The sequence below is a fragment of the Paraburkholderia sp. FW306-02-B genome (assembly GCF_058782725.1).
Genome location: NZ_JBYSXZ010000002.1, coordinates 706,409 through 727,575, shown reverse-complemented (window position 1 = coordinate 727,575; position 21,167 = coordinate 706,409). Strand labels below are relative to the sequence as shown.

Annotated in this window: 20 protein-coding genes and 2 pseudogenes; 14 read left to right on the top strand and 8 right to left on the bottom strand. The window is 60.8% G+C overall.

The genetic code is table 11. The features are described 5' to 3' along the window. Nucleotides 1-9: 9 nt before the first annotated feature. The 3 genes from AC3WOG_RS24235 to AC3WOG_RS24225 all read right to left on the bottom strand — a co-directional run bounded on the left by AC3WOG_RS24235 (nucleotide 10) and on the right by AC3WOG_RS24225 (nucleotide 4,612). A complete protein-coding gene (locus tag AC3WOG_RS24235) occupies nucleotides 10-1,143 on the bottom strand; it encodes a PstS family phosphate ABC transporter substrate-binding protein (protein WP_492580440.1) in 1,134 nt (377 codons plus the stop codon). A 73-nt stretch (nucleotides 1,144-1,216) separates the two neighbouring features. Then, a complete protein-coding gene (locus tag AC3WOG_RS24230; RefSeq protein ID WP_492580439.1) occupies nucleotides 1,217-2,383 on the bottom strand; it encodes a PstS family phosphate ABC transporter substrate-binding protein in 1,167 nt (388 codons plus the stop codon). A gap of 102 nt (nucleotides 2,384-2,485) precedes the next feature. Beyond that, on the bottom strand, nucleotides 2,486-4,612 hold the full coding sequence (locus AC3WOG_RS24225; protein WP_492580438.1) for a TonB-dependent siderophore receptor: 2,127 nt from the start codon (nucleotides 4,610-4,612) through the stop codon (nucleotides 2,486-2,488). Between the two features lie 783 nt (nucleotides 4,613-5,395). On the opposite strand from AC3WOG_RS24225, the gene AC3WOG_RS24220 reads away from it, so the two are divergent. From AC3WOG_RS24220 to AC3WOG_RS24205, 4 genes are all read left to right on the top strand, one after another. After that, on the top strand, nucleotides 5,396-6,406 hold the full coding sequence (locus AC3WOG_RS24220) for an ABC transporter substrate-binding protein (RefSeq protein ID WP_492580437.1): 1,011 nt from the start codon (nucleotides 5,396-5,398) through the stop codon (nucleotides 6,404-6,406). A gap of 11 nt (nucleotides 6,407-6,417) precedes the next feature. Further along, nucleotides 6,418-7,239, top strand: a complete 822-nt coding sequence (locus tag AC3WOG_RS24215) for an ABC transporter ATP-binding protein (RefSeq protein WP_492580436.1) — start codon at nucleotides 6,418-6,420, stop codon at nucleotides 7,237-7,239. A gap of 26 nt (nucleotides 7,240-7,265) precedes the next feature. After that, on the top strand, nucleotides 7,266-8,135 hold the full coding sequence (locus AC3WOG_RS24210) for an ABC transporter permease (protein ID WP_492580435.1): 870 nt from the start codon (nucleotides 7,266-7,268) through the stop codon (nucleotides 8,133-8,135). An 81-nt stretch (nucleotides 8,136-8,216) separates the two neighbouring features. Then, nucleotides 8,217-9,092 carry a transporter family protein gene (locus AC3WOG_RS24205; RefSeq protein WP_492580434.1) on the top strand — a complete coding sequence of 292 codons (876 nt, stop codon included), beginning with the start codon at nucleotides 8,217-8,219 and terminating at the stop codon, nucleotides 9,090-9,092. Nucleotides 9,093-9,115: 23 nt separating this feature from the next. On the opposite strand, the gene AC3WOG_RS24200 is transcribed toward AC3WOG_RS24205, so the two are convergent. Further along, nucleotides 9,116-10,492 (bottom strand): ATP-binding protein, encoded by a 1,377-nt coding sequence (locus AC3WOG_RS24200; protein WP_492580433.1) that lies wholly within the window; start codon nucleotides 10,490-10,492, stop codon nucleotides 9,116-9,118. Then, complete coding sequence (locus tag AC3WOG_RS24195) at nucleotides 10,489-11,154, bottom strand: response regulator transcription factor (RefSeq protein ID WP_492580432.1); 666 nt, start codon at nucleotides 11,152-11,154, stop codon at nucleotides 10,489-10,491. The genes AC3WOG_RS24200 and AC3WOG_RS24195 overlap by 4 nt, the downstream gene beginning before the upstream one ends. 218 nt (nucleotides 11,155-11,372) lie before the next feature. Between AC3WOG_RS24195 and AC3WOG_RS24190 the strand changes: the two genes are divergently transcribed. Further along, nucleotides 11,373-12,527 carry a PepSY-associated TM helix domain-containing protein gene (locus AC3WOG_RS24190; RefSeq protein WP_492580431.1) on the top strand — a complete coding sequence of 385 codons (1,155 nt, stop codon included), beginning with the start codon at nucleotides 11,373-11,375 and terminating at the stop codon, nucleotides 12,525-12,527. 204 nt (nucleotides 12,528-12,731) lie between these two features. Here the strand turns inward: AC3WOG_RS24190 and AC3WOG_RS24185 are convergent. After that, nucleotides 12,732-12,947, bottom strand: a pseudogene (locus tag AC3WOG_RS24185) (ISKra4-like element ISBte2 family transposase); the annotation flags it as partial. Next, nucleotides 12,943-13,062, bottom strand: a pseudogene (locus tag AC3WOG_RS24180) (IS6 family transposase); the annotation flags it as partial. The pseudogenes AC3WOG_RS24180 and AC3WOG_RS24185, both read right to left, overlap by 5 nt. Here AC3WOG_RS24180 and AC3WOG_RS24175 point away from each other — a divergent pair. The 9 genes from AC3WOG_RS24175 (at nucleotide 13,003) to mdcH (ending at nucleotide 20,197) form a co-directional block, all read left to right on the top strand. Beyond that, nucleotides 13,003-13,170 carry a hypothetical protein gene (locus tag AC3WOG_RS24175; RefSeq protein WP_492582560.1) on the top strand — a complete coding sequence of 56 codons (168 nt, stop codon included), beginning with the start codon at nucleotides 13,003-13,005 and terminating at the stop codon, nucleotides 13,168-13,170. The pseudogene AC3WOG_RS24180 and the gene AC3WOG_RS24175 overlap by 60 nt on opposite strands. A 151-nt stretch (nucleotides 13,171-13,321) precedes the next feature. Then, a complete protein-coding gene (mdcA, locus tag AC3WOG_RS24170; RefSeq protein WP_492580430.1) occupies nucleotides 13,322-14,977 on the top strand; it encodes a malonate decarboxylase subunit alpha in 1,656 nt (551 codons plus the stop codon). After that, nucleotides 14,977-15,879 (top strand): triphosphoribosyl-dephospho-CoA synthase, encoded by a 903-nt coding sequence (locus tag AC3WOG_RS24165; protein ID WP_492580429.1) that lies wholly within the window; start codon nucleotides 14,977-14,979, stop codon nucleotides 15,877-15,879. The genes mdcA and AC3WOG_RS24165 overlap by 1 nt, the downstream gene beginning before the upstream one ends. Before the next feature lie 8 nt (nucleotides 15,880-15,887). Further along, nucleotides 15,888-16,196 carry a malonate decarboxylase subunit delta gene (locus AC3WOG_RS24160; RefSeq protein ID WP_429260136.1) on the top strand — a complete coding sequence of 103 codons (309 nt, stop codon included), beginning with the start codon at nucleotides 15,888-15,890 and terminating at the stop codon, nucleotides 16,194-16,196. Nucleotides 16,197-16,201: 5 nt separating this feature from the next. Next, nucleotides 16,202-17,053 (top strand): biotin-independent malonate decarboxylase subunit beta, encoded by an 852-nt coding sequence (locus tag AC3WOG_RS24155; RefSeq protein ID WP_492580428.1) that lies wholly within the window; start codon nucleotides 16,202-16,204, stop codon nucleotides 17,051-17,053. After that, nucleotides 17,050-17,877, top strand: a complete 828-nt coding sequence (gene mdcE, locus AC3WOG_RS24150) for a biotin-independent malonate decarboxylase subunit gamma (RefSeq protein ID WP_492580427.1) — start codon at nucleotides 17,050-17,052, stop codon at nucleotides 17,875-17,877. The genes AC3WOG_RS24155 and mdcE overlap by 4 nt, the downstream gene beginning before the upstream one ends. 90 nt (nucleotides 17,878-17,967) lie before the next feature. After that, nucleotides 17,968-18,363: a malonate transporter subunit MadL gene (madL, locus tag AC3WOG_RS24145; protein ID WP_429260133.1), complete on the top strand. Its 396-nt coding sequence runs from the start codon at nucleotides 17,968-17,970 to the stop codon at nucleotides 18,361-18,363. 14 nt (nucleotides 18,364-18,377) lie between these two features. Then, on the top strand, nucleotides 18,378-19,145 hold the full coding sequence (madM, locus tag AC3WOG_RS24140) for a malonate transporter subunit MadM (protein ID WP_492580426.1): 768 nt from the start codon (nucleotides 18,378-18,380) through the stop codon (nucleotides 19,143-19,145). Nucleotides 19,146-19,267: 122 nt separating this feature from the next. Beyond that, nucleotides 19,268-20,197: a malonate decarboxylase subunit epsilon gene (gene mdcH / locus AC3WOG_RS24135; RefSeq protein WP_492580425.1), complete on the top strand. Its 930-nt coding sequence runs from the start codon at nucleotides 19,268-19,270 to the stop codon at nucleotides 20,195-20,197. Between the two features lie 21 nt (nucleotides 20,198-20,218). On the opposite strand, the gene AC3WOG_RS24130 is transcribed toward mdcH, so the two are convergent. After that, nucleotides 20,219-21,133, bottom strand: a complete 915-nt coding sequence (locus AC3WOG_RS24130; RefSeq protein ID WP_492580424.1) for a LysR family transcriptional regulator — start codon at nucleotides 21,131-21,133, stop codon at nucleotides 20,219-20,221. Between the last annotated feature and the right edge of the window lie 34 nt (nucleotides 21,134-21,167).

Below are 21,167 nucleotides of genomic sequence, written 5' to 3'. Positions count from 1 at the left end.
GGAGGTCTCTCAATTGAGCTTTTTCAATTGCTCAGCGACATACGTGGCCGGCAGCGGCGCATAGACACCGGCGTTCTGGATAATCTGCTGGCCGTCGCGGCTGAGCACGAATCGCATGAACTCGCGAACCTTGGGATCGAGTGCCTGCCCCGGCGCGCGATTGACGTAGATGTACGCGTCGCGCGTGAGCGGGTAGCTGCGGTTCTTGACGTTGTCGGGCGTTAGTGCAATCGCCGCGCCGTTGTCCGTATTCGAAATGGCGAGTACCTTGACGTTCGGATAGTCTTTGACATGCATCAGCGCCGCCCAGCCGATGCCGTATTTGTTCTTGCTAAGGTCATCCAGCATCCGCTCGCTCGCAACCGCCTTGCCGGCTGAATCGGCGGTCGCCTCTTTCTCTTCGACGTATTCCTTGAAGTTCGGATTCCACTTATCCGACCAATGCATGACCTTGCGCTCGAAATTGACGGCGAAGCCTGGTGCGATATACCCGTAGGTCTGGATTTCCTTGTTCGCCCAATCTCCGCTCAGGCCGAGTTGTCCCCACGTGCGGATGTTGGTCTCGGGGCCGCGCGCGTACCTGGAGGTGTACAGAAGATTGTTATTTGCGTCGGCACCGATCTCCCAGCCACCGGTGCGCTCGGAGCCGAAAATCCGGTCCAGTTGTTCCATCGAAAGTTTCGCGAGTGGATTGTCCTTATTGACCACGATTGCCCAAGCGAACAGGGTTCCACGTTTGTCATAGCCGCCGGTCGCAATGGAGATTTCCGTCGGAACATGCCGGAACGTGTTGTAGAACGGCATTTGATCGGTAATCTTTGCATCGTCGCCCATCGGCGCGACGTCCGACACGCCTGCGTACATCATGCCGAGCGCGCCTTCGCTACTGGTCATGAAGTTGGTGGAGATCATCGCGTCCGGGTGGAATTTCCTGAACCCCTCCACCAGTAAGTCGACGTTGCCCTTCAATTCGCTACCGGCAATGCGCAAGCCGCCTGTCACCTTGTATTCCGGCTTATAAGCGGGGAGCTGATTCAGATCAGGCGTTTGCGCGCCGGCATGCGCAGCGGAAAGCGTCAGCCCCGCGAAAACAAGCAGCGCGAATGCTGATCGGTGCCATTTCGATAATGACGCTAGCTTCATGAACTCCTCCTGTTTCGACTTTATGAACGTGTAAAAATTATCGGTTGTACCCATAGCGCCTTATACGCAGACGCTATTCAAGTCTCCTGAGTTGTTCGCTTGCCACTGCCGCGGTAAGCGGCAGATAGTTGCCATTCTTCACGACGGCTTCCTGACCGTCCCGGCTCAGGACGTACCGTAAGAATTCCTTCAGCTTCGGGTCGATCGGCTGGCCCGGCCGGCGATTCAGATAGATATAGATACTGCGCACGAGCGGATAGGCGCGGCTTTGAAAACTCGCCCTGCTGGGAACGACGAATGGCCCGCCCCCGCGCGCCGCCAACGCAACTGGCTTGATCCCGGACACGTTGCGCGCCTGCGGAACCACGGTCCACGCAATACCGTAGGGATCGTGCGCCAGCTGATCGGCCAGCATGTATTGCAGCCCGCCGTGTTGCGTGACGCGATCGTCGTCCGCGATCATCTTGCTGCCTGTTTCGACGAACTCCTGATAGTTCGGATTCCATTTGTCGCCGTTCCTTAGCACCTTCCACTGAAAGAAGCGCGACGTGCCGGACGGCGCATGTCCATAGGTGTGAATCGGCTTGTTGGCCCACGGTCCCTTGAGCCCCAGCTGACCCCAGGTGCGAATGTTCTCCCGCGCATCGCGGCCGTCGGAAAGGGTCCATTTGAAGCCGCGCATACCGGCAGTGCGCTCGGCGCCGAAGATCCCGTCGAGCTGTTCGACCGTTAGCCTGCTAATCGGGTTGTCCTTGCTGACATACACAACCGGCCCGTTAGAGCGGCCCTCCACGTCATAGGCGCCACTCGCCACCGTAATATCGGTCACGTGGTATCCATAGGTTTCGAAGAACGACAGTGTTTCGGTCAGGGTCGCTTCGCCGCCATCCGGCGCGAGATCGGTGACGCCGGTCACCAGTGCCGGGATTGCCGCGTCGCTGGTCGGAAGCTTGTCGTCGAAATAAACGTCGGGATGAATTTTCCGGAACCCATCCTCCCACTCCTTCAACACGCCTCCCAGGCCGAAACCGAAGTTCCTGATCGTGCCGGACACCTGTTGTTGCGCCCGATACGCAGACAGGCCAGTCAGATCGAATTCGGGCGCATCCGACGCCTCGCCCGATGCCTGCCGGGCAGCCGTATTGCCGCCGGACTCATTGCCCGCCGGCGCGCCTCTGGAGCCCATGCAGGTCGTCGCGAGCAGGATCGCGGCAGACAAGGTGAGAAGACGTCGCATCATTGATTAACGCTCCTTCGAAACACATTACGCTTCAGCTTGATCGGTCGGACCGCCATCGAACCAGCCGCATGACGACTGTCTTCACGATTCACGATGAGCCAGTTAAAAGTAGATCTTCGCGCTGCCTCTGATCATGCGCTCCATGCCTACACCCAGGTCGCCATTGACCGCGGAACTCCAATAGCGTTTGTTCAGAAGGTTGGAAGCGCTCAGATTGAAGTTGACGCGATGATTGGCGATCGTGGTTCGATACCCGGCAGCAAGCGAGAACAGCGTGACGGACGGGATCGTTCCCTGCCCCTGCGGATTGATCGGGCGAACCCCTGTGTACAACGCTCCCAAAGTAACCGAGAGCCCGTAGATCATGCGGGGGTGCCAGCTCACAGCGACGTTGCCGGCAAATTTGGGCGTATTCTCCGGCGAGCGTCCATTGATCGCCCGGTCGTCTCCCGAATACTGCACCGCGTGCATGACCTGCCATCCCGCGTTGACCGTCCAGTCGGGGTTGACGTCGTAACTTGCAGTCGACTCCAGACCTTCGAAACGGACCGTGCCGTCAATCCCGAAGATGTTGGTGACCGGATCGACGATTGCATTCGCGCGGTCAATCCGGAAATACGCGAGCGTGGCGGACAGACCGTGGATATTCGTTGCTCGCACGCCCAGCTCGGCCTGCGTGGACCGAGCCGGCGGCAGAATCTGGAATTGATTCGCGCTGCCCAACGGTGCCTGAGCCGTTTCTTCAAGCGCCTTCATATAACTGACATAGACAGACGTTTTGGGCGTCAGATCGAATACCGCGCCCACTGCCGGCGACCATACGTCGGTCGTGTTGCCAGTCTCGCCGCCGGACTTCGCGCTCTCCGCGTGATAAGTCGTATGCCGCATACCGCCCAGCAGATGGAAGCGTTCGAACATGTCGAGCTTGTCGTATGCGTACAGTCCGACGTCGCTGCTCTGCTGCGGCGCATAAGTCACCGGTGCTGCCGGCCCCGGCGCCGGTAGCGCCACGGGGTTATAAAGGTTTTGCGCCACGTTGACGACGGTCGTGCTCGGATTGTTGAAGTCGCGCTCGTAGCGATCAACGCCGATGTTCAGCGTGCTGGTAAAAGCGCCGAACGTTTCCCGGTTTTGTGCCTCGACTTTCGCATATTTGTTCACGTATTTCTGGTCATTCACCAGCGTGATCTTTTCGGTGCCCTGCCCGGTAACGAGGTTGTAATTCGTGAACCGTGAGAGATGCCGACTCACGCGGTTTGCTTCGGAGTACCCCGTCTCGGCCAGCACCTTCCAGCTATCGGAAATCTGATAGTGCACACCTGCCAGAACGTTCAGGCCTCTCGTTCGATAGCCGGCCCACGGGCCCGACAATAACCTGGTAGGATCCGGCACGCGCGGCAGCGGTACTACACCGTGGACCGGTTTCAACTGGCTCACCACCGTCTGCTCAATCACGTACTGATCGTATTGCTCGAAATCGAGCTTGAATTTCAGCCGGTCGGTCGCCGCCCAATCGAGCGCCAAAGCGCCGAACGCCCGCGTTCCGTGTGCACCCTCTACGCCCTTCTGCAACACACCGCCGGACAGGTTTGCACGAATGCCATATTGTTGCCGGTCGCCGAACTTGCGGCCGACATCGGCCGCGGCGATAGCCTGGCCAAACTGATTGAGGGAAAGCGACAACGAGGCAATCGGCTGATCCGTGGCGCGCTTCATGATCATCTCGATGATTCCCGCCGGCGGTGCAATCCCGTACACCAATGCGCCCACGCCTTTCAGCGCTTCAATGCGCTCCTTATCTTCGAGCAATGGAATGTTGCTATACGGCGCAAAACCGCCGTCGACCCGATAACTGCTGGATGAGCTCAGATGAATGCCGCGAATCTGCAGGTCGTCTGTCGCCCCACCTTTGGTATCGGCATCCACCACACCCGGCACGTTCTTGATCGCGTCATAGGCGTTTTGCGCATTGACGGAATCCATCGCATCGCGCGAGATCACACTCTTGCTCGTCACCGCGCCCTTCTCATTGACCACCGTGGTTCCGGCTGGACTGGCCTGGTCCGGATTGTCTTGCGCCGGCCGTGATTTCGATGCATCGGCCGGTGCCACGACTACAGGCTCATTACCCTGTTCATCTGCGTACGCTGTCGAATATCCGGCCGACAGGGAAATCATCCCTATCGTCGCTTGAACCGCGATTGTCAGGCGGTGACGCTTGAGTTTCATCGTGTCCCCAAAACTTTGTTTTTTCGCCTATGCCATTTCCACCAGCCTTCCTGTGAGCGGCGAACCTGGCAGTCGATCGGGCCGCGCCGAGGCCGGGCCTGCGCGCGGCGACGCCGCCTATTCGTTCGCGGGCTTGTCCGGTCGGTGCTGAGAGGGGGCAGGCGAAAAATGCTCGAGCCATTGCGTCGAACCTTGCTGCTGTCGTGCGCTGTTCATACTGTCTCCGATTTTTGGGTTACACCGCTCTGGGGCGGATGACATAGCCGCGGGCCGGGCCGCTACCCTGGGCCGCCCGGCTATCGCGCTACCGGAGAACCGGCAGGTGGCGTGGCGGGATCGGGACAGTGCGACGCATACGGGGAGTGGCTATGGATGACACGTTACGTACCCAACCTGAAGTCAGCGTGAACGATTTCTGAAATGGCATTCAGTTAAGAGCGGCAGTCGCGCCAACGCTACAGGGACGTTAGCCGCGTTCATCGTAGCGTCGGTACAGACCGGTTGGTAGTGGGATCGTTGTGGGTGAAAACCCTCACCCCGCTACACCGCATCGTGGCTGCACGGAATGCATCGTTAAGCAAAGGCTTCTGATTCTCAACGCGATCGAAACGATGCGAGCGCCCAGCCTGAACGGACGTTCACGTTCGATTCAGTCTGATTTTATGGTCGGTCGATATAAATGAACCATGCTCGCGGCAGATGGGCCGCCGGCGACGCGCGGCATCGACAGATCGCCCCGCCATGTTTCGCCTATTCATACCCAATCGACAAGGAGTCGGATCAATGAAGCACTTCGTTTTGCGCTTGACGATGAGCGCACTCGCGCTGAGCACCCTGAGCCAGGCAGCCCACGCCGCCGATGACAAGATCACACTGATGGTCGGCGGCATGGAGAAGCAGATCTATCTGCCCGCCAGGCTGGCCGAACGGCTCGGTTATTTCAAGGAGCAGGGGCTCGACGTCGAACTGCTGAACGAACCCGCCGGCGTCGATGCTGAGAACGAACTACTCGCCGGCGCCGTGCAGGGCGTGGTGGGTTTCTACGACCACACGATCGATATCCAGGCGAAAGGGAAATATCTCGAATCCGTCGTGCAGTTCAGTCACACACCGGGTGAGGTCGAACTGGTTTCGACGAAAATGGCCGACCAGATCAAGTCGCCAGCCGACTTCAAGGGCAAGACGCTCGGCGTGACCGGATTGGGTTCGTCGACCAATTTCCTGACGCAATACCTTGCGGTATCGCACGGCGTCAAACTGAGCGATATCACCTCGCTTCCGGTGGGTGCCGGCAACACGTTCATCGCCGCCATGCAGCAGGGAAAGATCGACGCGGGGATGACCACCGAGCCGACGATCTCGCGCCTGGTCGACACGGGTCAGGCCAAGGTTCTGGTGGACCTTCGCTCACCGGAGAGCACGCAAAAAGTGCTTGGCGGCTTCTATCCGGCCGCGAGTCTGTATATGCAGACGAAGTGGGTCGACGGGCACAAAGCCCAGGCGCAGAAGCTGGCGAACGCCTTCGTCAAGACGCTGCAATACATCCATACGCATAGCGCCGAAGAGATCACGCAGAAGATGCCGGCCGACTATTACGCCGGCGACCGCGCCGCGTATGTCAAGGCACTGGCCGAAGGCAAGAATTCATTTATTGCGGATGGCCGCATGCCCGATTCGGGTCCGGCAACTGTGCTCAAAGTGCTCTCCGCATTCGACAAAACGGTCAAGGGACATCCGATCGATTTGTCGAAGACCTACACCACCGAGTTTGTCGCCGCGGTAAAGACACAATAAGGGATCCGCTTATGTTCGCTCTACACTCAATCGGCACATCAGGTTGTGCATTGGTCAATGCCCCTCCAGCTATCGAACTCGATCGCGTCAGCCGGCAATTTATCAGTCCCGCGGGCAAGGCGATCATGGCGCTGCGCAACTTCACGATGAGTGTCGGCAAGGGAGAATTTTGCGCGGTGGTCGGCCCGACCGGCTGCGGCAAGTCCACGACGCTCAGTCTCATCACGGGGCTGGCGCGCCCCAGTTCGGGCTCGGTGAAGGTTCTGGGCCGGCCGGTAGAAGGTATCGACCCGCGCATTGGCTTCGTCTTCCAGGCGGACGCAGTCTTCCCGTGGAAGAGCGTGCTCGACAACGTCTGCGCTGGCCCGCTTTACCGGGGGATGTCCAGGGATCGGGCGAAGGACAAGGCGATGGACTGGATCCGGCGCGTCGGCCTGTCACGCTTTGAACACCACTACCCGCATCAGTTGTCGGGCGGTATGAGGAAGCGCGTTGCACTGGCGCAAACGTTTATCAACGAACCGGAAATCCTGTTGATGGACGAACCGTTCTCCGCGCTCGACGTACAGACCCGCGCGCTCATGCAAGACGAGTTGCTGCATCTGTGGAGCACGAATGGCGCGTCGGTTGTCTTCGTGACACACGATATCGAAGAAGCGATTGCTCTCGCAGACAAAGTCTTTGTGCTGACCGCGGCGCCGGCCACCATCAAAACATCCTACGAGATCGATCTGCCGCGCCCGCGCGTCGTCGCCGAGGCGCGCTACTCGCCGCGATTCATCGAACTTTCGCGTCAAATCTGGAGCGATCTGAAAGATGAAGTGCACATCTGAATGCCCCCAAAGTCACGAGGTCTGACATGAATATCCCAACGACTGAATCTTTCGCGCAGGAAACCGAACTGCGCCAGCTGGAACTTGGCGCACAAACCAGGCTGCGCTTGCGCAAAAGCCTCGTCCATGTGCTGCGCCTCGTCGTACTGGTCGTGACACTGGGCGGCTGGGAGCTGGCTGGACGGATGCACTGGATCGACCCGTTCTTCTTCTCGATGCCGTCGCAGATTGTCGATCAGATCTGGGTGTGGCTGACCGACGGTACATCGCAAGGTCCACTCTGGGTACAGGTTCTGGTTACCCTTGAGGAAACCGCTCTTGGGTTTCTGATCGGCGCCATAGGTGGCGTCATTGCCGGCATCGCGCTGGGACGCAACAAGTTGTTGGCGGACGTCTTCAGTCTGTACATCAAGATCGCCAACTCGGTACCGCGAGTGGTCCTGGGCTCTGTGTTCATCATCGCGCTCGGGCTCGGCATGGCTTCGAAGGTGGCCCTCGCAGTGGTGATGGTGTTCTTCGTCGTCTTTGCCAATGCCTTTCAGGGGGTGCGTGAAGCCGATCGGAATCTCATCGCGAATGCTCATATTCTCGGCGCATCGAAGCGCCAGGTGACCTTCACCGTGGTGTTGCCTTCCGCCATGAGCTGGATTCTCGCCAGTCTGCATGTGAGCTTCGGTTTCGCGCTGGTCGGTGCGGTGGTGGGTGAGTTTCTCGGCTCCAAGCAAGGCATCGGGCTATTGATCTCCACCGCGCAGGGTGCATTCAACGCGGCGGGCGTATTTGCCGCGATGATCGTTCTCGCCGTGGTGGCGCTCGCGGCCGAATATCTGATTACCCGCCTTGAAGACCTTCTGTTGAAGTGGCGTCCGCCGCAATTCACTGAGATAAGTCACTAGCCGTTTATTTGTTCGACCCAATACCCACACATTCATGGCGTTTCCAAAGCGCCATGAACCAATCAATTATTTCGTATACCTATGGATATAAATCCATCTGCATCGATAAATCATCGAAAGAAAGGATCTACAAGGACATGTGTTGGAAGCGCGACACGCGTCAATCCACGCCGACCATTTCCGGCACGCATGTTGAGTCAACGGCCAAGCTTGCTGGTAAGCGTCGCCCTGCTGTGTTCGACGTGGTTCGCGTGCGGCAACGCGTTCGCGGGACCTCCATTCGTCACCGACGATCCGGAGCCCGTGGAGTATCGCCACGTTGAAATCAATGCCGACGTGGAAGGCACCGTTCGACATGAGCGAAGCGACGGCGCATTGCCTGGCATCGAAATCAACTATGGTGTGGCGAACAACCTGCAAGCCAGCGCGAAATTAGCGCTCGCGTTTACGCATCAAATGGGCGAGCGCCTTCATCAGGGCATCGGTGACGCGGAATTCGCGCTGAAATACCGATTCATGACTGAAGCTGAGGACGGCATCCGACCGCAAGTCAGCTTTGCTCCCGGCGTGGTGCTGCCTACGGGCAGCGAGATCCGCGGACTAGGCGATGGGCACACCCGCATCGTACTGCCGCTGTGGGCGCAAAAGTCCATCGGGTCGTGGACTACCTTTGGCGGTGGCGGTTATGTCCTGAATCGGGACAGCGTCGGCAAGAATTATTGGGTGGCGGGATGGGCGGTGCTGCGTCAGATCAACGAGAAGCTGCAGCTCGGCGGCGAGCTGTTCTACACGGGCGCGGCCAACGCGAATGAGCCGGCTTCGCTCGGATTCAACGTCGGCGGGAGTTACGGTCTACGCAAGAATGACCGCGTTCTATTTTCAGCGGGGCGTGCGTTGACCAACGTCACTCGTACCAACGAATTCTCGTACTACGCCGGCTATCAGATCGACTTTTGACGTCAAGCGCGGCGAGGCGCCTGTCATTCCGCGTTCGCGACGCAATTCGCAGCCGGAATTTCGAACACCACCCGCAACCCACAGCCACCCGCGCCCGCTTCGGCGATAATCCGCCCGCCATGCAACTCGACGACGCTGCGGCAAATGGCGAGACCCAGTCCGCTGCCCTTATCCTCGGCACCCGATCGAGTGAGTCGTACGAACCGCTCAAAAATGTGTTCGCGCTGTTGAACGGGTACGCCCGGGCCTTCGTCTTCGATGCTCACTTGCCATACCCCGTCGAGCAACGATGAACGCAGCGTGATGCGCCCATCAGGGGGCGAGGCGGCGAGCGCATTGGTCAACAGATTGAGTAGAACCTGACGGAGCCATTTCTGCTCGAACGCTACGCAACCGTCGCCGTGATGCGTATGAAAAAACCGGCGTCCATGATATTCGGCCAAAACGCGCGCGTCCTGAACGAACCCTTGCAGGAAACCCTCGGGATCTTGCACCTTCAAATCAAGAGTGATCGCGCGTGCTTCAGCGCGAGACAGGAACAGCAGTTCCTCGATAATCCGGGTGAGCTGGGCGAGTTCCTTGATCTGCACTTGCACAGCCTGCTCTTGTGCGGGCGCCAGATTGCCCTCGACAAGCAGTTTCTCTGCCTGCAGTCGGATCAGCGTCAGCGGCGTCTTCAATTCATGAGACGCTTCCGCGGTAAAGCGGCGAATCTGATCGAATGAAGATTCGAGGCGATCGAACATCTGGTTCAGCAGGCGTGCAAGGTCTGATATCTCGTCTTGTGCGCCAGAGACGGGAATACGTTCGCTGAGGTTATCCGAGCGGATACGGTTCGCGGTTTCCTCGATGAGCCGAACCGGACGCAACGCCATTCTGCTCAACCCATAGCCGATCGCGCTGCTGACCACGACCATCAGCGCCAACAGGCCATAGAAGGTCTGTTCGTAACCTATCATGACGTCGCGCACGTGGCGCTTCGACGTCGCGATCACGATGTTGAGCGGCCCGAGCACAAAATCGCCCGCGCGCAGTTCGCCGAGCCCGTTGACATTGGCATTGAAGGCTTGCCTGCCTGGTTTCGTGAAAATCGTGCGCCCATGCAGATTGTGCGAGCTGAACAACACCTGCCCGTCGGCTTGATGAATCTCGATATAAAAGAGATTGAGATCATCTGTCGTGGTTTCGCGCATGCGCTGCTGGATAGCGGTCAGTGTGGGCGGTTTATCGATAGGTCCCAACCGGCCTTTGATCTGCTCGAACTCGGATTCGTTGAGCAGATCGAGCGCCCGGATGGCATGCCGTTCCATGAAATAACGTCCCGTCAGGAACAACGACGCGAACGTTACCGTCGACGCCAGGACGTACCAGACAGCAAGCCGGACACCGATTGACTTCATAAGAGCTGGTATCCGACGCCGCGCACCGTCTTGAAGATCTGCTTGCCCAATGGGGCTTCAAACTTGGCTCTAAGCCGGCTCATATACACATCGAGGAGATTGGTGTCGACGTCGTAGTGCGACTCCCAGATCTTCTCCGAGATGAGGGTGCGCGTGAGGATGCGTCCCGGGTTTTGCATGAATATCTCGAGCAACGCGAACTCGCGGCTCGTCACATCGATCAGCTTGCCGTTCAAATGCACGGTGCGACTCAGGAGATCGAGCTTGATACCCTGATGCTGCAGAACCGTTTCCTTCACCGACGATTGACGTCGCAGCAGCGAGCGCATGCGCGCGAGCAGTTCCTCGATGCTGAACGGCTTGGGCAAATAGTCGTCAGCCCCGACATCGAGCCCTTTGATACGATCCTGAACTGCGTCGCGCGCGCTGAGAATGAGTACCGGCTCGTTAAAGCCACCGCTGCGCCATTCCCGCAGCAAATCGAGGCCGTCTCCGTCGGGCAACCCCAGATCGAGCACGATCACGTCGTAGCTCGTTTCGCACAACGCTTCACGAGCCTCGGCGCAGGTCGGTACCCAGGTGACGGTATAAGCGCGTTCCGCGAGGGCCTGCTTCAGAAACGCACCGAGCCTGCGTTGGTCTTCGACTATCAAGATCTTCATGTTGGACGGTTCCGTCGCATTGCCGCCGAGTGCGGTCGATTAAGCCTATAGCAGAGCTTTGGCGATGGCAATTGGGTGGATCGCGCACGTGGATCGGCAGGCATGACGTACCTGAATCGGCGTTAAGGAATCTTTCAGGCTCGCTTCAGATTGCGCGCGCATGGTACGTCCGGCGACGACTTCGCGCGTGACGCGCGCTCTTTGATAGAGACATTTCCATGACTGCCATCCTGCGTAGACGTCTTCTGCCTTTTCACCGGTGGGCCGGGCTTAGCGTCGGGATTGTCACGACTTTCATGGCAATGACGGGCGCCGGTATGATCTTTCGGTCGCAGCTCGATCCGGTGATCAACCGCGAGGTGCTTGATGTGACGGCCTGTTCCACGCGCCTTCCACTCGACGAGCTGGCGCATAGCGCCCGTCTCGCCCATCCAGGCGGCCAACTCGACTACATTCGCGTCTTTGGCCGACGCAACGCGGCAGCGCTGCTCCGTTTCAGCACCAGGGACGGCAAGGAAATCGTCTACGTGGATCCTTGCACGGGTCGAGTGCTGGGGCAACGGGGCCGCTACGAGGGCGCTTTCGATCGCCTTGAACAATTGCATCGCTTTAAATTCATGAAAGGCGGCAGCCTCATCACGGGCACCAGTTCTCTTGTGTTTGCGTGCGTACTCGTGGTCGGCGGCCTGGTTATCTGGTGGCCACGCACGCTGCGTGCGCTGTCCCGCGTCGCCAGGCTTAGTCCCGGTCTAACCGGTCATGCGCGCATGGCCAATCTGCACAGGACCATCGGTTTCTATTCCGGTCTTATCCTTCTCACAAGCGCGCTCACCGGATTGCCGCTGGCATTCGACTGGTATCGAAACGGCATCTACGCGTTAACGGGTTCACCGCTGCCCGAACCTGCGCCGAGAACGGCAATCGCAGCCGGTCAGCAGCCGCTGTCCATGGAAGCGGCGTGGCAACGTGCGCAGTCGTTGACTCCCCGTCCTTCTGAAGCATTACTGCATTACCCGCAAAAGCCGGGCGATTCGATTGAAATCGATTTGCTCGAACGGAATCTCCCGCATCCCAACGCGTTCACGTATCTGTATCTCGATGCGAATACCGGCAACGTATTGAGCTACAGGCCGTACGCGACAAGCAGTGTCGGAGATAAGCTGCTGGCGTGGGCCGATTCGCTGCACAAGGGCGAGATCGGTGGCCTATTCGGCCAACTTCTGCTGCTCGCAGGTGCGCTCACCGTCCCCGTGTTGGCCTATACCGGCATCAGCGGCTATCTTCGCCGCAAGCTGCGCCGTGCCGCAGCGAAGCCCGGAGCTCCGTCCGCAGGCGCGACATCACGTGCATCCGCGCCCCAAGAATTGTTGTAATTGCAGACGACGCCAACGCGCCAGATCTCGGTTAGTGTCGCCCACGTGAGCGCTTCAAAGTTGTTGAGCAGATCGTCAAGCGCCTCTCCGAACCGATGAACACAGGGTCGTCCCCGGGGTGTGAAAAAAAGCGTGAGGTTCCGCTTCTGCCGCCCGCTGCATGAACTCGAGTAAACGGGCCACGTCCTCAGGTACTTCGTCGATGTGCGCTCGATACGTCGCAAGCCTGGTTGCCAGATCGCCATTGATCACCGCGCATCGCACCCGGGCTAGCAAATGAGCGCCCCGTGGCGTCCAGCGCATGTGCTGGTACTTGCACATGCGTGCATTGATCGCCTGGTTCACCGCTGACTCCGCCGTGGCCGTCGAAATCGGCCCGCGCTCGCGATCGTGTTTCCCGTAGGCGATCGTTTCGGCGCCGAAACGCTTTCTCCAGCACCGGCAACAGCTTGATGGCCCAGCGGCGGACCGTCGAATGATCTACATCAATCCCACGTTCGGCCATCATCTCTTCGAGGTGCCGCAGGCTCGGCGGCGTGACGAACGCTTCGTCGAGACGTCGCGTGGTGCCGGGCATTCGACGCCCAGCCCGAATACGCTGAAACGATGCGCTCTCACGTTGAACGGGAAAACCCCTAAGTGACGAGGTCAAGCCCTCGCACCCAGTCCTTTCACGGTTCTAGCGGCTCCGCCCGAAAGATCATTACCCTTGGGATAACGGACTCGCCCCGAACGTGATTGAACCGATACCCCTCGCTCCATAGACTCATCTCATGTCCAGAGCGAGAGCACACATGTCCAGTCAGAGTCCGTCCCATTGGGCCACGCGGCGTGCGGAAAAACATCGCCGCCTCGCGCGCGTCGCATCGATCGCGGATGGCGTGGTATTGCCCACCGAGCGCATCGTCGACGTCCTTCAAAACCTGATCGCGCCGGGCGACCGGGTTGTCGTGGAGGGCAACAACCAGAAACAGGCCGATTTTCTGTCGCGGGCGCTCGCCAGGGTCGATCCGGGCATCGTCAACGGCCTGCACCTGATCATCCCGAGCGTGAGCCGCGCCGAACATCTGGATCTCTTCGAGCGCGGCATTGCCAGAAAGCTCGACTTCGCCTACGCCGGTACGCAAAGCCTGCGCATCTCGCAGTTCCTTCAGGACGGCATTCTCGAAATCGGCGCGATCCATACCTACATCGAACTGTACGCGCGGCTCTACGTTGATCTGACGCCCAACGTCGTACTCGTGGCCGGCTACAAGGCCGACCGGCAAGGCAATCTCTACACCGGCCCGAGCACGGAAGACACGCCTGCGCTTGTCGAAGCCGCCGCGTTTCGTGACGGCATCGTGATCGCGCAGGTCAATGAAATCGTCGACGATCCGAAGGACCTGCCGCGTGTGGATATCCCCGGTTCGTGGATCGACTACGTCGTCCAATCCGACAAGCCGTTTTTCATCGAGCCACTTTTCACGCGCGATCCGCGTCTCATCACGCCCATCCACGTGCTGATGGCAATGATGGCGATTCGCGGCATCTACGAGCGGCATCAGGTGCAGTCACTCAATCACGGCATCGGTTTCAACACAGCGGCAATCGAACTGATCCTTCCGACCTACGGCGAAAAGCTCGGCCTCAAGGGCAAGATCTGCAAACACTGGACCTTGAACCCACACCCGACCTTGATTCCGGCAATCGAAACCGGCTGGGTCGAGAGCGTGCACTGCTTTGGCGGCGAACTGGGCATGGAAGCTTATGTCGCGGAACGCCCGGACATCTTCTTCACGGGCCGGGACGGGTCGATGCGTTCCAATCGCGCGCTGTGCCAGCTCGCGGGGCAATACGCAGTCGACATGTTCATCGGCTCGACCCTGCAGATGGATGGTCTCGGCAATTCATCGACGGTGACGCACGGTCGGCTGACCGGCTTCGGCGGCGCACCGAACATGGGACACGACCCGCACGGCCGCCGCCACGCGTCCCCCGCCTGGCTCGATCTGCTGCAAACCGACAGCCCGCTCGAACGTGGCCGCAAGCTGGTCGTCCAGATGGTCGAGACGTTCCAGGCGGGCGGGCAGCCGACCATCGTCGAATCAATCGACGCGGTCGAAGTGGGCCGCGAAGCCGGCATGCCACTCGCGCCGGTCATGATCTATGGCGACGACGTCACCCATGTGCTGACGGAAGAAGGCATCGCCTACCTCTACAAGGCCCGCTCCATTGAACACCGCAAGGAGATGATCGCCGCTGTCGCCGGTGTCACGCCGGTTGGCCTGACGAGCAGCGCAGACAGGCTCGCGGCGCTGCGTCGCGATGGTTTCGTCGCGCTGCCCGAGGATCTCGGCATTCACCGCAATGAAGCCAATCGCTCGCTGCTGGCCGCAAAGAGCATGGCGGATCTCGTCGACTGGTCCGATGGGCTGTACGCCCCACCCGCTCGCTTCAGGAGCTGGTGATGCGCGACAGTTTTGCAAAGGCTCCCGCAACGGTCCCGCAGTTGCAAACCGCCGAGCGGGACCGGCTCGCCGAACATCTAGGTGGGCACGTGGCCGCGGCACTCATCGAGGAAGTCACGCTCGCGCCGAAGCCCGGTCTCGTCGATATTCGCAGCCGCGGCGCGCACGACGACCTCGACTGGCACCTGATGTGCGCGTCGGCCCATGCGTTGGAGCCGACCTTTGTGGAACTGGCTCACGCGGCCATCGAAACCCGGCCGATGCTTGCGCTTCGCGAGCGCATCGGTGCAATCGGGCGCAACGGCGAAGTCCGGATGCTGCACGCGACCGGTGGCGTCAACACCCATCGCGGTGCGATCTGGGCGCTCGGGCTGCTCGTGACCGCTGCAGCGCGCGAGCCGACGGATCTCACACCGCATGGCGTTACCTCGCGTGCCGGATCGATCGCGCGTCTGCCCGACCGCCACGCGCCCACGCTGACCGGTCACAAGGGCGAGCAGGCGTGTCTCGACTATGACGTCGGCGGCGCGCGTGGTCAGGCGCAGGCAGGCTTTCCGCACGTGGTCGAGGTTGCGTTGCCGGAACTCGCGAGTTCGCGCCTTCGAGGCGACAGTGAAACGGCAGCCCGGCTGAACGCGTTGCTCGCCGTTATGGCGAGTCTCGACGACACCTGTGTGCTCGCACGAGGCGGACGCAGCGCCCTCGCCGAGACGCAAGGCGGAGCACGACGCGTACTGGAGCACGGCGGAGCCGCCATGCTTGCGGGCCGCCGTCACCTGAAGGCACTGGACCGGCGGCTCATCGAACTTCATGTGTCACCCGGCGGTGCCGCCGATCTGCTCGCCGCCGCCCTCTTTCTCGACAGGCTTCAAAACGAAGCCCCTCACACGACGAAGGCATAGGAAAGCAAATGGAAACCATCGTCCTTGATTTCCCGGCGGGCGCCCCCGCCCGAGGCCGCGCACTTGCAGGCGTCGTCGCGTCCGGGGACCTCGAAGTACTGCTCGAAACGAACGACGGGAACCGCACTGTCGTGAACATCACCACTTCGGTGGATGGCATGAGCCGCGTCTGGGAAGCCGTGCTCGAGCGCATCTTCAGTGACGGCTCGTTGCCTGCCGCAAAGCTCGAAATCAACGATTTCGGCGCGACGCCGGGCGTTGTGCGCATGCGCGTCGGGCAGGTGTTCGAAGCACTGACTCAAACCGGTGGAGCGTGAAGAACATGGATGCACAGGAACTGCTCGCGCGCGAAAGCTTCATTGAACTCAATGCGCGCAGCCGCGCGAAGAAGCTGCTCGACCAAGGTACCTTCAGCGAATTGCTTGATCCATTCGAGCGCGTGAGTTCGCCATGGCTTGCGCGCCAGGGCATCGTGACCCAGGCCGACGACGGCACCGTAGTCGGCAGGGGAACCATCGACGGACTGCCCGCCGTCGTGCTCGGCATCGATGGCAGCTTCCAGGGCGGCAGCATGGGCGAAGTGTCGGCGGCGAAGATCGCCGGCAGCCTGGAACTCGCTGCCGAGGATAACCGCAACGGCATCCCGACGCGCGCCGTCATTCTCTTCGAAACCGGCGGCGTCCGGTTGCAGGAGGCGAACCTCGGGCTCGCGGCGATCGCGGAGATCCACGCGGCCATCGTCGATTTGCGGCGCTACCAGCCGGTAATCGGGATTACGGCGGGCCCGATCGGCTGCTATGGCGGCATGTCGATCGCAGCCGGCCTGTGCAGCTATCTGATCGCGACCCGCGAAGCGCGCCTCGGTCTTAACGGACCGGCCGTCATCGAGCAGGAAGCGGGGATCGCGGAATTCGACTCACGCGACCGTCCGATGATCTGGAGCTTCACGGGTGGCGAACAACGGTATCGCACGGGTCTGATCGATGTGTACGTCGGCGACGACGCCGATGCGATCCGGACCGCTGTGATCGAACGCTTCCGCGCGGGCCGTCCCGAAGCGTGCCGCAGCGAACGTGTCGCGGGCTTTCTGCAGCGGCTTTCCGAAATCGATCCGAGCGAGCAGAGCAGCCCGGAAAATGCGGTCGCCATCTACGGCAAGGGGTTCCAGTCATGAACACAGGCGAGTTTTCGAAGCGCGGCGCCGTCTGGCTGGATGCGCTCACTTGCAGCACGCCGTTGCAGCCGGACTACCGGCCTTCGGTGCGTGTCGCCGACGCACGGCTGGGCGACCAGCCGGCGCGATTTATTGCCGTGGTGCCGGACCCCGAGAATCCCTTTCCGCGTGCACGCAGCGGCGAGATCGGTCTCGTCGAGGCATGGGAGGTCGCCCGGGCGGTGCGCGAAGTGGTCGATGTCGATGCTCAACAGGACGACAAGCGCCGCGAGAAGCGCGCAATTGTCGCGGTCATTGACGTCGCGAGCCAGGCGTATGGCCGACGAGAGGAAGCCTATGGCATCCATCAGGCTCTGGCCGGCGCCGCCGATGCCTACGCGAGCGCGCGCCTCGCCGGCCATCCGGTGATCGGTCTGATTGTGGGGCGTGCGATGTCGGGTGCATTTCTCGCGCATGGCTATCAGGCAAACCGCCTGGTAGCGCTTGCGGATTCACAGGTCATGGTTCACGCGATGGGCAAGGAATCCGCCGCGCGGGTCACGCTGCGCTCGGTTGCCGATCTCGAAGCATTCACGGCCCGCGTGCCGCCAATGGCCTATGACATCGACAGCTACGCCTCGCTCGGATTGCTTTGGAAGCTACTCAGCGTGAGCAACGCCGATGCACCGACGGGCGCCGATCAATCCATCGTAGAACAGACGCTGCAAGCCGCACTCGATGACATCCGCGCCGACCCGTCGCGCGGCCTGGGCGGTCGGCTCGGCAGCGTACACCGCGCGGCCTCGGTGAAGGTGCGTCGGAAGCTGCGCGAACAATGGCGCTGAACGCGCAGCGATACCAGTGTTGATGCGCCCCCGCGGCGCAAACAAATCCGGCCGACTTCGAGCCCATAAAGCTACTACAGGAGACGCAACATGATCATCTATGGAACTGCACTGCTCGCGTTCTGCCATCTGGCGGGACTCTTTCTCGGCGACCTGCTCGGGGTCGCGATCGGCGTGAAGACGAATGTCGGCGGCGTCGGTATCGCCATGCTGCTGCTGATTTTCCTGCGTCTCTATCTGCACAAGAAGGGGCTGCTGCCGAAGGAAACTGAAGCCGGCGTGGGCTTCTGGGGTGCGATGTATATCCCAGTGGTGGTCGCCATGGCCGCCAACCAGAACGTCGTTGCCGCGCTCAAGGGCGGTCCAGTCGCGCTCCTTTCGGCATTGGGAGCCGCAGCCCTCTGCGCATGCTGCATCGCCGTTCTTTCCCGCACCGGTCACGACAGCACGTCGTTCGTGAACGCTCCGCAACTTGAAGAAATCTGAAGCAGGAGTGCGTCATGTTGCATATGCTCGATAAAGTACTGATCCAGAACGGCCTTGTTACCTCGTTTGCGCTGGTCGGCCTCATCATGTGGGTGTCGTCGCTGATTTCGCGCAAGCTGACGTTCGGGCGCGTGCACGGCTCGGCCATCGCCATTGTGATCGGTCTCGCGCTGGCCTATGTTGGCGGTGTATTCACCGGAGGACAAAAAGGTCTCGCCGACCTACCGCTCTTCACCGGCGTTGGCCTGATGGGTGGAGCGATGCTGCGGGACTTCGCCATCGTCGCGACAGCGTTCGAGGTGCAGGCCACCGAGGCGCGCAAGGCCGGGCTCATCGGCGTAGTGTCGCTGCTGCTCGGAACCGTGTTGCCATTCATCGTCGGCGCGAGCATCGCTCACGCATTCGGCTACACCGACGCGGTCAGTATGACCACCATCGGTGCGGGAGCGGTCACCTACATCGTGGGGCCGGTGACGGGAGCCGCAATCGGTGCCAGTTCCGACGTGATGGCGCTCAGCATCGCCGCAGGATTGATCAAGGCGATCATCGTGATGATCGGCACGCCGCTCGCAGCTGGCTTCATGGGACTGAAGACGCCGCGCTCCGCGATGATTTTTGGCGGACTGGCGGGTACCGTCAGCGGCGTGAGCGCGGGGCTCGCCGCGACCGACCGGCGCCTCGTCCCCTACGGCGCGCTGATCGCAACGTTTCACACGGGCGTCGGCTGCCTGCTCGGACCGTCAGTCCTGTTCTTCGCGACGAAAGCGTTGATGGGCACCTAAAACACTAAACCCTGCATGTGCGGCGTGAAGGAGAATCGCTTGTCCATCCCTGAAACCATCGACGGCCTGCTCCTGCCGCACGATCTCCTGCTGGTAGCGGACCCGTGGGCCGCCGGTGCATCGTGAGCGTGCTATTCACGTTCCCTGGCCAGGGCGCGCAGCGCAGCGGCATGCTGCACGCGTTGCCGGATCACGCCGAGGTTGCTCACGCACTCGAAGAAGCCAGCGACGCGCTGGGCTACGACGCCCTGTCGCTTGACGACACGAACTCGCTGCGCTCCACCGTCGCGGTCCAACTTTGCCTGCTGATCGCGGGCGTCGCCCAGGCGCGCGTCATCAGCGCCTTCGGCCACAAACCCGATATGGTCACGGGCCTTTCGATCGGCGCCTATCCAGCCGCCGTGATCGCAGGCGCTCTGCGCTACGCCGACGCCGTCAGGCTCGTCGCATTGCGCGGCCAGTTGATGGAACGAGCCTTCCCGCGCGGCTACGGCATGACCGCGATCGTCGGCATGACGCAGCGCGCGCTCGAACGATTGATCGCGGAAGTGAACAGCCCGGCCATGCCGGTCTTTCTGGCAAACATCAACGCCCAGACGCAGATGGTGGTCGCGGGCAGCGATGCCGCCATGCAACGCCTTGCAACACTTGCGGGTGAGCACGGGGCGCAACGCTATGAGCGTCTCGACGTGGCGGTCCCTTCGCATTGCGCCTTGCTCGACGCGTCCGCGACTGCGCTCGCCGATGCCTTCGGCCAGGTCTCCGTGCACGCGCCTCGCCTTCTGTATCTGAGCAGCAGCATTGCACGCCCACTTTTCGATGGCCCGCGCATCGCGGCCGATCTTGCCGGCAATATGGCGCGGCAGGTGCGCTGGGACGATACAGTGAGGCTCGCATGGGAACGAGGCGCGCGCCTCGCGATCGAGATGCCGCCATCCAGCATGCTGACCCGGCTGAGCAGCGCGATTTTCACGGGGGGGATCGCGGTATGCAGCGCGACCTCACTTCCGGACCTTGGCACGCTCATTGAGCGGGAACAGGCGCGCCAGTAATGGCAGCCTGAGGAGTGGCGGTCAGTCGACGCTTCTCGTGCGAAGACGGCAGACGGCCATGAGCGCGAGCAGGTTCGGATCCCGTTCGCGTGCACGCAGGAAGCTCACGCCAATGGTCTGGCGCATCAGGTATCGCGGCTGCAGCGGAATGAATTGCACCTTGTCGCCGAATACACCGCGTACACGCCCCGGCAAAAGCGTATAACCGACCCCGCCGCTCACAAGGTTCATCAGCGAAAATATATCGCCGACTCTCATGGTGACGTTCGGCGTGAAGTCCGCGACGCGAAACGCCTCCAGAAAGCCGCGATACGTCACAAAGCCCTCGCCCAGTGAAACGAATGTCTCGTCGCGACAGTCTCTCAAATCGACGGCTTGCTGATTAGCGTAAGGCGATCCGGCGGGCGCTGCGAAAAAGATGTCATCTTCGAACAGCGGAATGGATTCCACTTCGGGCTCGGCGTCGGGCACCGCCATCAGGGCGGCATCGATGACGCCCAGCTTCAACTTCTCCAACAGTTCGGCATTCGGTCCAAGCACGAGCTCGACCTGAAGCGTCGGCCGCCGCACCTTGATATCGATGACGATGCCGGGCACGGTCTTGATGGTCAGCGAGTACAGGGAGCCAATCTTCAGACGATGCGACGAGTAACCCGCGGCCTCACGCGTCGCGCGAATGCCATCGGACATCAGCGTGATCACCTCCTGTGCTACATCGGCAAGCATCTGCGCGGCTTCCGTCGACTTCAGGTTACGGCCCTCGTGCCGGAACAGCGAACACCGCACGCCTTGTTCGAGCGAATGCAGCGCCCGGTGCACGCTGACCGTGCTCACATTCAGCGCCTCCGCTGCCTTCGACAGATTGCCGGTGTCCATAAATGCGAGCAGCACTTCCAGCTTGCGAAAGGTGATTTCGTCGTCGATTCGGTCGCGCATCTTGAACTGTTAAATGATCTGATTCGACGATTAT